Origin of the sequence: Streptomyces sp. NBC_01275 (assembly GCF_026340655.1) — a bacterium.
Classification (GTDB): Bacteria; Actinomycetota; Actinomycetes; order Streptomycetales; family Streptomycetaceae; genus Streptomyces.
Genome location: NZ_JAPEOZ010000001.1, coordinates 2,171,697 through 2,186,469, shown reverse-complemented (window position 1 = coordinate 2,186,469; position 14,773 = coordinate 2,171,697). Strand labels below are relative to the sequence as shown.

Genomic DNA, 14,773 nt, shown 5'->3' with positions numbered 1-14,773 from the left:
TGGCGGTCATGCCGATCCCCGCAAGCACTCCTGCCTCGCCCGTTCCCTTCGACGACTCGGTCCGTGACCTCCTCGACGGCAGGAACTTCGCCGGCGTCGCCACCCTCGGCCCCGACGGAGCCCCGCAGAACTCGGTGGTCTGGATCAAACGCGAGGGCGACACCGTCCTCTTCTCCTCCACCGAAGGACGCCAGAAGGTCCGCAACCTCCGCCGCGACCCCCGCGTCAGCCTGTCGGTCTACGACCTCGCCAACCCCTACACCTCGGTCGAGATCCGCGGCACCGCCGAGATCCTCCCGGACCCCGACAAGCGGCTTCCGCACGAGCTCTCGCACAAGTACCTCGGCATCGACCCGCCCGCGGAGAAGGACGAGGAGGTACGCGTGATCATCCGCATCGTCCCGCGGAAGGTTGTGGGGTTCTCTGCTGAGCGCCTGAGCCCCTGAGTGTGGGGCTCACGCCCGTCGCAACGGTCGTTCAGAGCCAGCCGTTGCGACGGAAGCCGCGGTACAGCACCAGGCACGCCGCGGATATCACGCCGAGGATCAACGGATAGCCGAACTTCCAGTGCAGCTCCGGCATGTGATCGAAGTTCATGCCGTACACGCCGCAGACCATCGTCGGCACCGCGATCACCGCGGCCCAGGCCGTGATCTTCCGCATGTCCTCGTTCTGCGCGACGGTGACCTGCGCCAGGTGCGCCTGCAGAATCGAGTTGAGCAGCTCGTCGAAGGCGGCGATCTGTTCCGTGGCTCGCAGCAGATGGTCGGAGACGTCCCGGAAGTACGCCTGTATCTCCGGGTCGACCACCCGCACCGGCCGGTCGGCGAGATCCAGCAGCGGGCGCTTCAGCGGCACCACCGCCCGCTTCAGCTCCAGGAGTTCACGCTTGAGCTGGTAGATGCGCCCCGGGTCGGCCCGTGCGCCGTTCTCGGCGAAGACGTCCGCCTCGACCTGGTCGATGTCCCCCTGTACGGAGTCGATCACGTTGAGATAGTCGTCGACGACATGGTCCGCGATGGCGTGCAGCACCGCCGACGGCCCCTTGGCGAGCTGACCCGGATCGGACTCCAGCTCCTCGCGCAGCGGGCCCAGCGAGCCATGCCGTCCGTGCCGCACCGTGACGACGAAGTCCCGGCCGACGAACACCATGATCTCGCCGGTGTTGACCACCTCGCTCGTCGCCGTGAGCTCCTCGTGCTCGACGTAGCAGACCGTTTTGAACACTGCGAACAGCGTCTCGCCGTACCGCTCGACCTTCGGACGCTGATGGGCCTCGACGGCGTCCTCGACCGCCAGCGGATGCAGGTCGAAGAGCTCCGCGATGCCCGCGAACTCGTCGTTCGTCGGCTCATGGAGGCCCAGCCAGACGAAGCCGTGGCCGCTCTTGCGGACCCGCTCCACCGTGTCGACCAGATCCGTGCCGACGGTGGCCCGGACGCCCTCCTGATACGTCACGCAGTTCACCACGGAGGAACCCAGCGGGGAGCGTGCGTGGTGACTCAGGTCGACGCGCGCACGCCGTCGGCCCAACCGCGCCACCTTGCGTAGGCCGCCGACCCTTCCGAGGCCGGTGACCTTCCGCAGATTCCCTGCCATGGTCATCTGGATCTCCTTGCGTACAGCTCCTCGCGCCGCATTCCTGCGCCTGCCCGGCAAGTCTGCCAGGCTCGCGTATGCCGTGGGTAAGCCTGTGGAAAGGGAAGGTTCCGCTTTGTTCCCGCCTGTGGACAAAGGTGTTTCGGACGGCACGCGAGACGGATTCCCGGCCTTCCCGGACACGGTTTCCAGGCCCTCGCGACACGGTTTCACGGCCTTGCCGGACCAGGGTTCCCGGTGGTCGGGAACGTCACCGCCACCCGCGATCCCTGTCCCGATCCGGTCGCGTCGACCGCCTCCGACAAGCCGGACAACTGGGATGATCGCTGTATGACGCGAACCGACGGGTATCTCCTCGACAACCGGCAGAACGAGGCGAGGGAACGCTTCGACGCCTTCGCAGCCCTCTTCGACCCCACGACGTTCCGCCACCTCGAAGAGCTCGGCATCGGCCCCGGCTGGCGCTGCTGGGAGGTCGGCGCGGGCGGCACCTCCGTGGTGTCCTGGCTGGCGAAGAAGGTCGGACCGACCGGCAAGGTCGTCGCGACCGACATCGACACCACCCAGCTGGCCCCGGCCGCCCGCCCGCCGGTCGAGGTACGCGTCCACGACGTCGGCGTCGAGGAGCCGCCCGGGGAGAGCTTCGACCTGGTCCACGCCCGGCTCGTCCTGGTCCATGTGCCCGACCGGGAGCGGGCGTTGCGGTCGATGGTCAGGGCTTTGCGCCCCGGCGGACGGCTCCTGGTCGAGGATGCCGACCCCGCCCTGCAGCCCTTGCTCTGCCCCGACGAGCACGGCCCGGAACAGCAGCTGGCCAACCGGCTGCGGCACGGCTTCCGCACACTCCTCGCGGACCGCGGCGCCGACCTCTCCTACGGCCGTAAGCTCCCGCGTCTGCTCCGCGAGGCCGGGTTGCACCGGGTCGAGGCCGACGCCTATTTCCCGGTCACCTCGCCGGCCTGCGCCGCCCTGGAATCCGCGACGGTCCGCCAGATCCGCGACCGACTCGTCACCGCCGGCCTCGCGACCGACGCCGAGATCGACCGACACCTCGCCCACGTCGCCTCCGGCAGCATGGACCTGGCCACGGCTCCGATGATCTCGGCGTGGGGACGGAAGGAGTAGGGGACCGACCGGGACTTCGAGGCACGGGCCGGGGACTTCGAGGCACGGGCCGCTCCGGGCTTCGGGGCACTGGTCGTCCGGGGGTTCGGGCACGGGTTGTCCCGGGCTGCCGGTCACGAAGGTTCGCGTCTCAGGGGCGGGCGGGGCGCGCAGCTGCCGTTCTTGCGGGCGGTCCGCCTCCCCCTCCCCACTTCCTTCTCCTCCCCACTCCTTCACCCTTCCTCTCAGCCGAAGCGTGCCGCGCGCTCCCTCGATGCCGTGTCCTCGTCGAGCGCGGGAGGTCTGCCGCCCACCCGTTCCACCGCTCGCGCCCCCGCCCGGCACCCCTCGGCCGCCGCGGCTGCGGGCTCGGTTCCCGCGAGGAGGGCGGCGAGGAACGCGCCCGTGAAGGCGTCCCCGGCACCCGTCGTGTCCCGGGGCGTCGCCGGTACGGCGGGGACGTGGGTGAGCACGGTGCCGTTGCGGGCCACCAGCGCGCCGTCCGCGCCCTGCTTGGCCACCACCAGCGGGATGCGCCGGCTCAGTTCGGCCGCCGCGCCTGCCCCGTCGTGCAACCCGGTGAGCAGACACGCCTCGTCACGACTGGGCAGCAGCACGTCCACCCCTTGAACGAGGGCCAGGAAGCGGTCGACGCCCAGGTCCACCAGGAAGCCCGCCGAGGCCGGATCGAGGCTCACCGGAACCCCACGCGCGCGTGCCGACGCCAGCGCCGTCCGCACCAGCTCGCGCCCGGATTCGGAGAACAGCAGGTAGCCCGACAGGTGCAGCCGCCCGACTCCGTCCAGAAGGCCCTCCGACCAGTCGGCGGGCTCGAGCCGCAGGGAGGCGCCGCTGTCGGTGAGGAACGTACGCTCGGCCGCGGCCCCCGCGTCGACCAGGCAGATCACCGTCCCGGTCGACGCCTGCGGGTCGACGACCAGCCGGGGCCGCACCCCGCAGGCGATCAGCTCCCGTTCGTGCCAGGCCACCGCGTCCGCGCCCACCCGGCCGAGCAGCCGTACGTCCGCACACCCCCCGTGGGCCGCCCAGCACGCCACGTTGGCGCCCGCGCCGCCCGGCACGGTCCGGATCACGGCGGCCGTGTCCGTCCCCGAGGCCAGCGGCCCTCGGTGCCGGGCGACCACGTCCGTCACGACGTCCCCGACGACCAGCAACGCCCCGCCCGACGGGCCCCCGTCTTCCGCTCCGGCCGCCCGCCGATCCGTCACGCCCCGGCCCACGCCGACGCGATCCGCCCCGCCAGCCGCACATTGCCGCGCACCGCCGCCAGGTTGGCGCTCAGGGACGCCCCGTCGGTGTGCCGCACCAGGTAGTCGAGCAGGAACGGGGTGACGCCCTGGCCGCTGACGCCCGCCTCCTCGCACGCGTGCAGCGCGTCGGTGAGCACGCGCGCGTGCAGTGCGGGATCCAACTGCTCCTCCTCGGGGACCGGGTTGGCGACGATCAGCGTCGACTCCGGCACCCCGAGCGCGTCCTGGGCCCGCATCACGGCGGCCACCTGCTCCGGAGTCTCCAGCGTCCAGTCCACCGGATGCCCCGAGTCGGACAGATAGAAGCCGGGGAAGCGGTCCGTGCCGTACCCGGCGACGGCGACGCCCAGCGTCTCCAGCCGCTGCAGGGTCGCCGGAACGTCCAGGATCGACTTCACTCCCGCGCACACCACCGTGATCCGGGTGCGCGCCAGCAGCCCCAGGTCGGCCGACTCGTCCTGGGTGACCGTCCACTCCCGGTGCACCCCGCCGAGCCCGCCCGTCGCGAACACCCGCACGCCCGCCAGCGCCGCCAGCAGCGCCGTCGCCGACACCGTGGTCGCCCCGCTCGCGCCCGAGGCCACCGCGAGCGGCAGGTCGCGATGGCCCAGCTTGCGGATGCCGTCCTCGTTGGCGACCCGCTCCAACTGCTCCTTGTCCAGGCCCACATGGGGCCGCCCGTCCAGCACGGCGATCGTCGCCGGGACGGCGCCCTCCGCGCGGACCACCGCCTCGAGTTCCAGCGCCACCTGCAGGTTGCGCGGGCGCGGCAGCCCGTGGGCGATGATCGTGGACTCCAGGGCCACCACGGGTCGACGCGCGTCGACCGCTTCCCGTACCTCTTCCGACACCACCAGCACCACGCGCCCGCCTCCTGTCCTTCGGTCTCCCCTCATCTCTGGCGGGCGGCGCGCCCGGTCAAACCCTTGCCACCTGTGGGGGAGGACACCAGCCTGGAATGCATGACGGACAACACGGCACGTCTCGACCACATCGTCCTCTGGGTGCGCGATCCGGTCGCCGCGGCACACTTCTACGAGGACGCCGTCGGCCTGGAACCGGTCAGGCTCCGCGAGTACGCCGAGAGCGAGGCGCCGTTTCCCTCCGTACGCATCAACGACGAGGCCCTTCTGGACCTCATGCCGCTGGCCACGGCGGAGCGCATGACCATGCTCCCCGGCGCCGCGGACAGTTCGGGACACCCCGTGAACCACGTCTGCCTCGCCCTGCCGTCCGACGGCTTCGACGCGCTCCGCGCCCGCCTGGAGGAACGCTCCGTCCCCGTCTCGGACATCGCCCACGGCTCCTTCGGAGCCCGCGGCAAGGCCACCCGGAGCTTCTACTTCCGCGACCCGGACGGCAACGTCTTCGAGGCACGGCACTACGACTGACGTACGCCGGAGGCGGCCACGCCCGCTTCCTCAGCCGCCCGTCGGCGTCCCGTCGGCGGGGACGCCTCTGACCCGGGTGAGCAGCACCAGGGCGGCCAGCGGGACGAGCAGAGACGCCGCGGCGAGATTCAGCCAGGCGTAGCTCGCCTTCGCGACGACGAGCCCGGCGATCGCCCCGCCGAGGCCCGCCGAGGTGTTCATGGCGAGGTCGGAGAAGCCCTGCGCGGCGGCCCGCGCGGACTGCGGCACCGCGTCCGTCAGCAGTGCGGAACCGGACACCAGCCCGGCCGACCAGCCCAGGCCGAGCACGAAGAGACCGATCGCGGTCTGGCCGGGACGGCCGCCTGCCGTCCCGGCCAGGAACAGCGCACAGGCCAGCAGCCCCGCCGCGAGCCCTGTCACGGACAGTCGCCCCACCCGGTCCGCGAGCCGTCCCATCAGGGGCGCGAAGGCGTACATGCCCGCGATGTGCCCGCTGATGACCAGTCCGATCAGATCGATCCCTGCCCCGTGGTGGGAGAGGTCGACCGGAGTCATCGACATGACCGAGACCATCGCCGTGTGCGACACGGCCACCGTCGTCAGCGCGAGCCGCGCACGGGGCGAGGCGGCGACGGCCGACAGACCGGCGCGCAGGGAACGGGCCTCGGGGGAGCTCTCGTCCTCCGGAGCGAGCGCCCGCGCCGTCAGCAGCGGATCCGGGCGCAGCAGGACCGCCACGACGACCGCCGCCATGACGAAGATCCCGGCCGCCCACAGGAACGGACCCGCCGTCGCGGGTATCCCGAGCCCTGAGACGCTGCGGCCGGCGGGCGCGGCGATGTTCGGGCCCACGACCGCACCGAGGGTGGTCGCCCAGACGACGTGGGAGATGGCGCGGGCCCGTCGCTGCGGCTCCGCCAGGTCGGCGGCCGCGAACCGAGCCTGCAGGTTGGCCGACGAGGCCGCGCCGAAGGCGGCCATGCCGCCCAGCAGCAGCGGAAAGCTTCCGATCCGCGCCGCCACCACGACGACCCCGGCGCCCAGGGCGCCCACGAGATAGGCCAGCACCAGCCCCGGCCGACGGCCGCGCGCGGTCATCAGGGCGGCCATCGGCATCGACAGCACGGCCGTACCGGTGACGGTCGCGGTGGGCGCCAGCCCGGACAGCGCCTCGGTACCGCTGACCTGCCGGGCCAGTACGGAGGCCAGCGCGATGCCGGTGGCGACGCCGAGCCCGCCGAGGATCTGGCTCGTGACCAGGACCGCGGTCGTACGGCGCCGCAGGGCCGGCAGCGACTCGGCGCCGACGGGCGCCACGGTGGAGCGCTCGACGGCGGTCACGGCCCGTACCCCGATGCTCCGTGGCTGTGCCGACGCGTGTGAATGGTGGTCACCGGCGCAGTCTCCCCCCTGCCGTCCGCCCCGCCCAGACCTCGGAAGAGTCCCGTAGAACAGCCCATCGGAACAGTCCCGCGGCCCAGCCCCTCAGGACAGTCCCGCGGCCCAGCCCCTCAGAACAGCGGCTCGGGCAGGACCCCTTCCAGCGCGAGCAGCTTCCGCTTGGTCTCCAGACCGCCCCCGAAGCCGCCGATGCCGCCGTCCCTCTCGACGACCCGGTGGCAGGGCACGACGACCGGCAGAGGGTTGGCGCCCATCGCCGTTCCCACCGCCTGCGCCGCGCCGGGCTGCCCCACCCGGTGGGCCAGATCGCCGTAGCCGACGACCGCCCCGTACGGGACGCCGGAGGCCAGTTCGCGCAGCACCTGCCGGTTGAAGCCCGAGATCAGCGACCAGTCGAGCGGCAGTTCGAAATCACGCCTGGCACCGGCGAAGTAGGCGTCGACCTGCCGTATCGCCTCGGCCAGCAGCGGGGAGTCGGGCGCCTCGACGGGCTCCGTGCCCAGCCGCTCCGCGAGTCGGCCGAGCGCCTTGTCGCGCACCGCGTCGGTGGCGTGGAACACGACGTTGACCAGGCCGGCGCGGGTCGCGGCCAGCAGCAGCGGACCGATGTCGGTGCCGACGACGCTCCACACGACCTGCTGCTCGTCCTGCCCATGGCTGTCCATGCGCCCACCGTACGGCCTGCCACTGACAATGCCCGGGGCGTCAGTACCAGTACAGGGTCCGCCGCACCACGTCGGGCCTGTTGGTGATGACACCGTCGACCCCGTACCCGGCGACGGTCAGGGCGGTGGGAGCGTCGTCGACGGTCCAGGCGAAGACCTCCATCGGCTTCCCGTGCGGTCCGGTGAGCGCGTGCACGGCGGAGACGTAGTCCCGGGACAGTGAGGCGACGGACGGGTTGATCAGGTCGGCGAAGCCCGCGTAGTCGGGCAGGTCCGCCGCGGCCGGCTTGCCGAGCAGCCCCGTCCGCACCCCCGGCTTCAGGTCGTGGACGGTGCGCAGGCTGCCGGCGCTGAAGCTCTGCACGATCAGTCGGCCGACGAGATGCCGCTGGTCGAGCCAGCCCTCGTTGCCCAGGAGCTTCAGGGTCTGCTGTTCGATCCCCGGGTACAGCTCGGGGTTCTTGATCTCCAGCAGCAGCTTCTGGTGGTTGTGCTCCACTCGGTCGACGTACGCCGTCAGCGTCGGCACGCGCGCGCCCGCGTACGCGGCGCCGAACCAGCTGCCCGCGTCGAGGCGTGCGATCTCGGCCGCGGTGAAGTCCTTCACCTTCCAGGGAGCACGGTCGGGAAAGACCTCCTCGGCGTCGGTCGTACGACGCAGACTGTCGTCGTGGATCACCACGAGCTCGCCGTCCTTGGTGCGCTGGACGTCGTTCTCCACCCACAGGATGCCCAGCGCCGCGGCCTCGTCGACGGCGCTGAGGGTGTTCTCCGGGGCGTAGGCGGAGGCGCCTCGGTGGGCGATCACCGAGGGCCGGGCGGTGCTGCCTGCTCGGGCGTCGTGGACGGGGAGCAGAAGGGCGATGGCGCCCAGGAGCGCGGTGGTCGTGGCGGCAACTGCGCGCGCGTGCATGTGTACTCCTCGCGTCGTGCGATCACGTACGGCTCAACTGTGACAGCACAGAGTCAACGACGGAGGGGGCGTCTGATGACGACAGAATGAAAGGGAGCACGCGAGGGCTGCTCACGGGTGCCGCACATGTGGGGCGAGTGCGTGTTTCTTTGCCGGAAAATCGTTCGACCATTCCGGTGGGAGTCATACTCTCTCTCAGCCTTGGCCGCGCGTGCGGCCCTGGGAGGGGCGAGGCTCAAGGGAAGTCCGACAGGGCGGAAGGGCAACCGCGCATGCAAGGCACGGTCGACGGATTCAGCTACGGACTCGTCACGCCGCTGGTGGCCTATGTCATGGCCTGCCTCGGCGGCGCCCTCGGTCTGCGCTGCACCACCAGAGCCCTGCTGGTCGCCCACTCCTGGCGCCCCGGATGGCTCGCCCTGGGCTCGGCCGCGATCGGCTCCGGCATTTGGACCATGCACTTCATCGCGATGATGGGCTTCTCGGTCGCGGGGGCCCCGATCCACTACGACAAACCGATGACCTACGCCAGCCTGGCCATCGCCGTCGTCATGGTGGGCGTCGGGATCTTCATCGTCGGCTACAAGGGCGCGACCGGAACCGCGCTGTTCACCGGGGGCACCATCACCGGCCTGGGCATCGCGTCGATGCACTACCTGGGCATGGCCGGCATGCGCTTCAACGGCACGTTCGAGTACAACACGCTCACCGTCGCCTGCTCCGTCGCCATAGCCATGGCCGCCGCCACCGCCGCCCTGTGGGCCGCGGGACAGGTCAGGGGCTTTCTGTGGAGCGTGGGCGCCAGCCTGGTGATGGGGCTGGCCGTCACGGGCATGCACTACACGGGCATGGCCGCCCTGAGCGCCCATCTGCACACCGACGGCACTCCGAGCGCGGGCGACTCGCCCGCCGGGCTCGTCGCACCCATGCTGATCGGCCCTCTCGCCTTCCTCTGCCTCGCGGGCGTCGTCGTGCTGTTCGACCCGCTGATGGTCATGGGCAAGCCCGACTGGACCCCCGTCGAGCACAAGCCCGGCGTCCCGGCCCACCCGCCCGCCCCGCACCCCTCACGCCGCGCCCACCTCCACACCCGCCGCAAGGTGGCGCACCGAGCGTCCCGCACCCCCCAGAACCGCTGAGCACTCCCCACGGAGCAGACCTGCCGCGTCCCTCACCGGCGGAACTGCTGGTTCCGTAAGTGGAGGCCTGCTGAGCCCTTCCCCCGCGGCATCCGGGCCCCGCAGCCGCGAAAACCCCGCGTCCAGTCCCGCGGAACCCCTCATCCGGCCCCGTTGTCAGTGGGGGGTCGTACGGTGGATGGCATGCGGCCCGTTTCCCACATCGAACGCACGGTGGCGCCCTTCGAGGTCGTCAGTCCCTACCAGCCCAGCGGTGACCAGCCTGCGGCCATCGCGGAGCTGGCCAAGCGCGTCGAGGCCGGTGAGAGGGACGTCGTCCTGCTCGGCGCGACCGGTACCGGCAAGTCCGCCACCACCGCGTGGATGATCGAGAAGCTCCAGCGCCCCACCCTGGTGATGGCGCCGAACAAGACCCTGGCCGCCCAGCTGGCGAACGAGTTCCGCGAACTGCTGCCGAACAACGCGGTCGAATACTTCGTCTCGTACTACGACTACTACCAGCCCGAGGCGTACGTCCCGCAGTCGGACACCTACATCGAGAAGGACTCCTCGATCAACGAGGAGGTCGAGCGTCTGCGCCACTCCGCGACCAACTCGCTGCTCACCCGCCGGGACGTCATCGTGGTCGCCTCGGTCTCCTGCATCTACGGCCTGGGTACTCCGCAGGAGTACGTGGACCGCATGGTCCCCCTCAAGGTCGGCGACGAACTCGACCGGGACCAGCTGCTGCGCCGCTTCGTCGACATCCAGTACACGCGCAACGACCTGGCCTTCACCCGCGGCACCTTCCGCGTGCGCGGCGACACCATCGAGATCTTCCCGGTCTACGAGGAGCTCGCCGTCCGCATCGAGATGTTCGGCGACGAGATCGAGGCACTCTCCACGCTGCACCCGCTCACCGGAGAGATCATCAGCGACGACGAGCACCTGTACATCTTCCCGGCCTCCCACTACGTCGCCGGACCCGAGCGCCTGGAGCGGGCGGCCAACGACATCGAGAAGGAGCTGGGGGAGCGCCTGGCCGACTTGGAGAAGCAGGGCAAGCTCCTGGAGGCCCAGCGCCTGCGGATGCGCACCACGTACGACCTCGAGATGCTCCGCCAGATCGGCAGCTGCTCCGGCGTGGAGAACTACTCGATGCACTTCGACGGCCGCGAGCCCGGCTCCCCGCCCAACACCCTGATCGACTACTTCCCGGACGACTTCCTGCTCGTCATCGACGAGTCCCACAACACCGTCCCGCAGATCGGCGCCATGTACGAGGGCGACGCCTCCCGCAAGCGCACCCTCGTCGACCACGGCTTCCGGCTGCCCTCCGCGCTCGACAACCGCCCGCTGAAGTGGGAGGAGTTCCAGGAGCGCATCGGGCAGACCGTCTACCTGTCGGCCACGCCCGGCAAGTACGAGCTCTCGCGCGGTGACGGCGTCGTCGAGCAGATCATCCGCCCCACCGGCCTCATCGACCCGGAGGTCGTCGTCAAGCCCACGGAGGGGCAGATCGACGACCTGGTGCACGAGATCCGCACGCGCACCGAGAAGGACGAGCGGGTCCTGGTCACCACGCTGACCAAGAAGATGGCCGAGGACCTGACGGACTACTTCCTCGAACTCGGCATCCAGGTGCGCTACCTGCACAGCGACGTCGACACGCTGCGCCGCATCGAGCTCCTGCGCGAGCTGCGCAGCGGCGAGTTCGACGTCCTGGTCGGCATCAACCTGCTGCGTGAGGGCCTCGACCTGCCCGAGGTGTCCCTGGTGGCGATTCTCGACGCCGACAAGGAGGGCTTCCTGCGCTCCGGCACCTCGCTGATCCAGACCATCGGCCGCGCGGCGCGCAACGTCTCCGGCCAGGTCCACATGTACGCCGACAAGATCACCCCGGCGATGGAACGGGCCATCGACGAGACCAACCGCCGCCGGGAGAAGCAGGTCGCCTACAACAAGGCGAAGGGCATCGACCCACAGCCGCTGCGCAAGAAGATCAACGACATCGTCGCGCAGATCGCCCGGGAGGAGGTCGACACCGAGCAGTTGCTCGGCTCGGGCTACCGCGCGAAGAAGGACGGACGGGGCACCAAGGCCCCCGTGCCGTCCCTCGGCGACAAGGCGGCCAAGGGCGCGAAGTCCAAGACCGCCAAGGGCAAGGCCAAGGAGACGGTTCCCACCGACCGTCCCGCGGCCGAACTCGCCGAGCAGATCGAGGAGATGACGGAGCGTATGCGGGCCGCGGCGGCAGACCTCCAGTTCGAGGTCGCCGCCCGGATCCGCGACGAGGTGTCGGAGATGAAGAAGGAACTGCGCCAGATGAGGGAGGCAGGGCTCGCCTGAGGCGCGCGTGCGTTCCTGTGCCCGGGCCGCGCACATGCTGTGTTGCAAGACCGACACAAAGTGCGGGCCTGGGTACGGCACTGTCAGTGCTCTTGCGTAGGGTTTTCGTCAACCGCGGACACCGCGGCAACAGGGGACAGTCCGAGAGGGGAATCAGCGCGTGACCGTCAACATGACCAAGGGTCAGGCCATCAGTCTGCAGAAGAACGACGGAGGCAGCCTGACCGCGGTACGCATGGGTCTCGGCTGGCAGGCGGCCCCCCGGCGCGGCCTGTTCGGCTCCCGCACCCGGGAGATCGACCTCGACGCCTCCGCCGTCCTCTTCGCGGACAAGCAGCCGGTCGACGTCGTCTTCTTCCGTCACCTGGTGAGCGACGACGGCTCCGTGCGTCACACCGGTGACAACCTCGTGGGCGGTGTCGGCCAGGGCGGCGACGACGAGGCGATCCTCGTCGACCTCGCGCGCGTCCCGGTCCACATCGACCAGATCGTCTTCACGGTGAACTCGTTCACCGGCCAGACGTTCCAGGAGGTGCAGAACGCGTTCTGCCGACTGGTCGACGAGACCAACGGCCAGGAGCTCGCCCGTTACACGCTCGCGGGCGGCGGGAACTACACGGCGCAGATCATGGCCAAGGTGCACCGGTCGGGCACGGGCTGGGCGATGACGGCTCTGGGCGTTCCGGCCAACGGCCGTACCTTCCAGGACCTGATGCCCGCGATCCTGCCGGTGCTGTAAGGCGGCCGGCCGAGCGCCACACGACAACAACACACGCGACACAGGGGGACGACAGGCGATGACGGCCGAGCTGGTGCGGGGACAGAACCACCCGCTCTCCCAGGTCCGCCTCGAGATCAGGGTCTCGGCCGGCACGCCGATCGTGGCCGCGGCCACCCTCGGCGACGAGGGCGGCCAGGTCCAGGGCGTGGAATGGGTGGCCCACCCGGGCGCCCCCACGCTGCCCGGTCTCGAAGTCTCCCGGCAGGCGGCCGCCGACCACCGGCTCGCGGTGGACCTCGACGCCATGCCGGCGGCCGTGCACCGCGTGAGCGTCCTGTTGGCTCTGCCCATGGGCGTCGCGGGGCCGACGAGCTTCGGCTGCGTCCCGGCCCCCTCCGTCGCCGTCACGGGTCTCGACGGCGCCGAGGTCGCCACCTTCACCCTCACGGGTCTGGACGCCGAGTCGGCCGTCGTCGCCCTGGAGCTCTACCGCCGCCAGGGCGTCTGGAAGGTGCGCGCCGTCGGCCAGGGCTACGCGGGCGGCCTCGCCGAGCTCCTCACCGACCAGAGGCTGCCGCAGGCGCACCAGCTCGCGGCCGGCATCAACGAGGCGGTGGCGCAGGGCCTGGCCCGCTCGGTGCCGGCCCCGCCGCCGCGTACGGCCGAAGGCGACCGCTCCCGGCAGGCGGCCGCGTCCGCACTGGGCCCGGACCAGAACGGCTCCCCGTACGGCGCACAGGGCCCCCAGAGCCCGCAGAGCCCGCAGGGCGCCACGGGGGCGGGCCCGGGCTACCCGACGGGCTCCACACCGACGGATCCCTCCGCCGCCCCTCAGCCGACGCCGCCCGCGGCACCCGCCGGCGGCCCGATCGACTACAGCCACCCGCGGCGGCAGAACGCGGCCCCGCCGCCGCCCCCGCCCACCGCGCCCCCGGCCCAGCCGGGGCAGCCCGCCCCGCCCGTCGCGGGGGACGCGACCGGCTGGTCCATGGAGGAGCGGCTCTACAACCAGGTCTGGGGCATGTTCGAGGACCTGGCTCGCAGCACGGCCGCCTATCGCAGTGCCGTCGACTTCGCCGACACGCGCATGGAGAAGGAGCTCGACCAGGTCCTGTCCGACCCGCGCAGTCGGATCGGCGGTCAGGGCGACGCGGCCCGCGAGGCGGCCCAGAGCAAGCACATCCAGCTCGTGGACCAGGCCCGGGAGGCCCTGGAACGGGACCTCGTCCAGCTCACCGCCGAGGCGGACGTCGTCGAACCGGCGCTGCCCGTGGCGTACGCGAGCTGGGACAACCCGGTCTGGCACGCGTACCGCGTCCCCATGGAGATGCCGATGGCGCTGCGCCTGGGCGACCTCCATCTGCCCGAGAGCGACCCACTGCGCATTCCGATGCTGGTCCGCCTTCCGCTCGAACGCGGGCTGTGGATCGACGGCGGTCGGTCGGGGTCGTCCGACGGATCGTTCGCCGACGCCCACGACCTGCGGCGGCTGGCCATGGAGTCGGCCGTGGCGCACACGGCCCGGCTGCTGGCCGTGCATCCGGTGGGCGAGTTCACCGTGCACGTCATCGACCCGGCCGGTTCGGGTGCTCAGGCGCTCGCGCCCCTGGTCCGGACCGGGGTGCTCGCGGCCCCGCCCGCCGTCGGCGCCGCGGGCGTGGCGGAGGTGCTGGGCCGGCTCACCCAGCGCGTCGACCTGGTCCAGATGGCGATTCGCGGTGGCGCGGCCGACTCGCTCCCGCCCGGCTTCGACACGTCTCAGCAGCTTCTGGTCGTCAACGACTTCCCGCACGGTTTCGACGACCGCGCGGTGAACCAGCTGCGCTATCTCGCCGACGAGGGCCCCGCCGTCGGCGTCCACCTGATGATGGTCGCCGACCGGGAGGACGCCGAGGGTTACGGACCGTTGCTGGACCCGCTGTGGCGCGGGCTCCTGCGCCTGACCCCGGTGCCCGACGACCACCTTGCCGACCCGTGGGTGGGGCACGCCTGGACGTACGAGCCGTCGCTCGTGCCGCCCGGCAGCGAGGTGCTCCAGCAGGTCCTCGCCCAGGTCGCCGCGGCCCGCCGCTCCTGGCCCCAGTGACCCACGCCAACGACTTTACCAAGCACACGTAAAGCCATCTGACCTGCAAGTTTGGTCTTTCTTTTACCAATCGCTTTACCTTTCCTTGGTGATTGGGGTACTGTCATTCGTACGGAGGGGAGTACTCCCTGTCTGTGCGGCGTACCCGTCAATACGGATCAGGCCTGATCCCG

13 protein-coding genes are annotated in these 14,773 nt (G+C 71.2%); 7 read left to right on the top strand and 6 right to left on the bottom strand.

Annotated features, from left to right (window positions below; all coding sequences use genetic code 11):
• The first annotated feature begins 8 nt into the window (after positions 1-8).
• Positions 9-446, top strand: coding sequence for a PPOX class F420-dependent oxidoreductase (locus OG562_RS09375; RefSeq protein WP_266395807.1), 438 nt, complete (start codon positions 9-11; stop codon positions 444-446).
• A 31-nt stretch (positions 447-477) separates the two neighbouring features.
• On the opposite strand, the gene OG562_RS09370 is transcribed toward OG562_RS09375, so the two are convergent.
• Complete coding sequence (locus OG562_RS09370) at positions 478-1,605, bottom strand: magnesium and cobalt transport protein CorA (protein WP_266395805.1); 1,128 nt, start codon at positions 1,603-1,605, stop codon at positions 478-480.
• A 324-nt stretch (positions 1,606-1,929) separates the two neighbouring features.
• Between OG562_RS09370 and OG562_RS09365 the strand changes: the two genes are divergently transcribed.
• Positions 1,930-2,724, top strand: coding sequence for a methyltransferase domain-containing protein (locus OG562_RS09365; protein ID WP_266395804.1), 795 nt, complete (start codon positions 1,930-1,932; stop codon positions 2,722-2,724).
• Positions 2,725-2,948: 224 nt separating this feature from the next.
• Here the strand turns inward: OG562_RS09365 and OG562_RS09360 are convergent, their stop codons facing one another.
• Together OG562_RS09360 and OG562_RS09355 are read right to left on the bottom strand one after the other, a co-directional pair.
• The gene (locus OG562_RS09360; RefSeq protein ID WP_266395802.1) at positions 2,949-3,932 is read right to left on the bottom strand and encodes a carbohydrate kinase family protein; all 984 of its coding nucleotides are present in this window, start codon (positions 3,930-3,932) and stop codon (positions 2,949-2,951) included.
• Entirely contained in the window at positions 3,929-4,834 is a 906-nt protein-coding gene (locus tag OG562_RS09355) for a pseudouridine-5'-phosphate glycosidase (RefSeq protein WP_266409125.1), read from the bottom strand. The genes OG562_RS09360 and OG562_RS09355 overlap by 4 nt, the downstream gene beginning before the upstream one ends.
• 102 nt (positions 4,835-4,936) lie before the next feature.
• On the opposite strand from OG562_RS09355, the gene OG562_RS09350 reads away from it, so the two are divergent.
• On the top strand, positions 4,937-5,365 hold the full coding sequence (locus OG562_RS09350; RefSeq protein ID WP_266395800.1) for a VOC family protein: 429 nt from the start codon (positions 4,937-4,939) through the stop codon (positions 5,363-5,365).
• A gap of 30 nt (positions 5,366-5,395) precedes the next feature.
• On the opposite strand, the gene OG562_RS09345 is transcribed toward OG562_RS09350, so the two are convergent.
• The 3 genes from OG562_RS09345 to OG562_RS09335 form a co-directional block, all read right to left on the bottom strand.
• Positions 5,396-6,688, bottom strand: a complete 1,293-nt coding sequence (locus tag OG562_RS09345; RefSeq protein WP_266395799.1) for an MFS transporter — start codon at positions 6,686-6,688, stop codon at positions 5,396-5,398.
• A 170-nt stretch (positions 6,689-6,858) separates the two neighbouring features.
• Positions 6,859-7,413 carry a methylated-DNA--[protein]-cysteine S-methyltransferase gene (locus OG562_RS09340; protein ID WP_266395798.1) on the bottom strand — a complete coding sequence of 185 codons (555 nt, stop codon included), beginning with the start codon at positions 7,411-7,413 and terminating at the stop codon, positions 6,859-6,861.
• 40 nt (positions 7,414-7,453) lie between these two features.
• Positions 7,454-8,326, bottom strand: a complete 873-nt coding sequence (locus OG562_RS09335) for a glycerophosphodiester phosphodiesterase family protein (RefSeq protein ID WP_266395796.1) — start codon at positions 8,324-8,326, stop codon at positions 7,454-7,456.
• 272 nt (positions 8,327-8,598) lie between these two features.
• On the opposite strand from OG562_RS09335, the gene OG562_RS09330 reads away from it, so the two are divergent.
• From OG562_RS09330 to OG562_RS09315, 4 genes are all read left to right on the top strand, one after another.
• A complete protein-coding gene (locus tag OG562_RS09330) occupies positions 8,599-9,465 on the top strand; it encodes an MHYT domain-containing protein (RefSeq protein WP_266395794.1) in 867 nt (288 codons plus the stop codon).
• A gap of 183 nt (positions 9,466-9,648) precedes the next feature.
• On the top strand, positions 9,649-11,793 hold the full coding sequence (gene uvrB / locus OG562_RS09325) for an excinuclease ABC subunit UvrB (RefSeq protein WP_266395793.1): 2,145 nt from the start codon (positions 9,649-9,651) through the stop codon (positions 11,791-11,793).
• A 160-nt stretch (positions 11,794-11,953) separates the two neighbouring features.
• Positions 11,954-12,532: a TerD family protein gene (locus OG562_RS09320; protein WP_266395791.1), complete on the top strand. Its 579-nt coding sequence runs from the start codon at positions 11,954-11,956 to the stop codon at positions 12,530-12,532.
• Positions 12,533-12,590: 58 nt separating this feature from the next.
• Positions 12,591-14,600, top strand: a complete 2,010-nt coding sequence (locus OG562_RS09315; protein WP_266395789.1) for a TerD family protein — start codon at positions 12,591-12,593, stop codon at positions 14,598-14,600.
• Positions 14,601-14,773: the final 173 nt, after the last annotated feature.

What these genes read in the sequence shown, in the direction of transcription:
- OG562_RS09335 (WP_266395796.1), bottom strand. Translation starts at nt 8,326, where the DNA reads ATGCACGCGCGCGCAGTTGCCGCCACGACCACCGCGCTCCTGGGCGCC.
- OG562_RS09375 (WP_266395807.1), top strand. Translation starts at nt 9, where the DNA reads ATGCCGATCCCCGCAAGCACTCCTGCCTCGCCCGTTCCCTTCGACGAC.
- OG562_RS09350 (WP_266395800.1), top strand. Translation starts at nt 4,937, where the DNA reads ATGACGGACAACACGGCACGTCTCGACCACATCGTCCTCTGGGTGCGC.
- uvrB (WP_266395793.1), top strand. Translation starts at nt 9,649, where the DNA reads ATGCGGCCCGTTTCCCACATCGAACGCACGGTGGCGCCCTTCGAGGTC.
- OG562_RS09315 (WP_266395789.1), top strand. Translation starts at nt 12,591, where the DNA reads ATGACGGCCGAGCTGGTGCGGGGACAGAACCACCCGCTCTCCCAGGTC.
- OG562_RS09340 (WP_266395798.1), bottom strand. Translation starts at nt 7,413, where the DNA reads ATGGACAGCCATGGGCAGGACGAGCAGCAGGTCGTGTGGAGCGTCGTC.
- OG562_RS09330 (WP_266395794.1), top strand. Translation starts at nt 8,599, where the DNA reads ATGCAAGGCACGGTCGACGGATTCAGCTACGGACTCGTCACGCCGCTG.
- OG562_RS09365 (WP_266395804.1), top strand. Translation starts at nt 1,930, where the DNA reads ATGACGCGAACCGACGGGTATCTCCTCGACAACCGGCAGAACGAGGCG.
- OG562_RS09370 (WP_266395805.1), bottom strand. Translation starts at nt 1,605, where the DNA reads ATGACCATGGCAGGGAATCTGCGGAAGGTCACCGGCCTCGGAAGGGTC.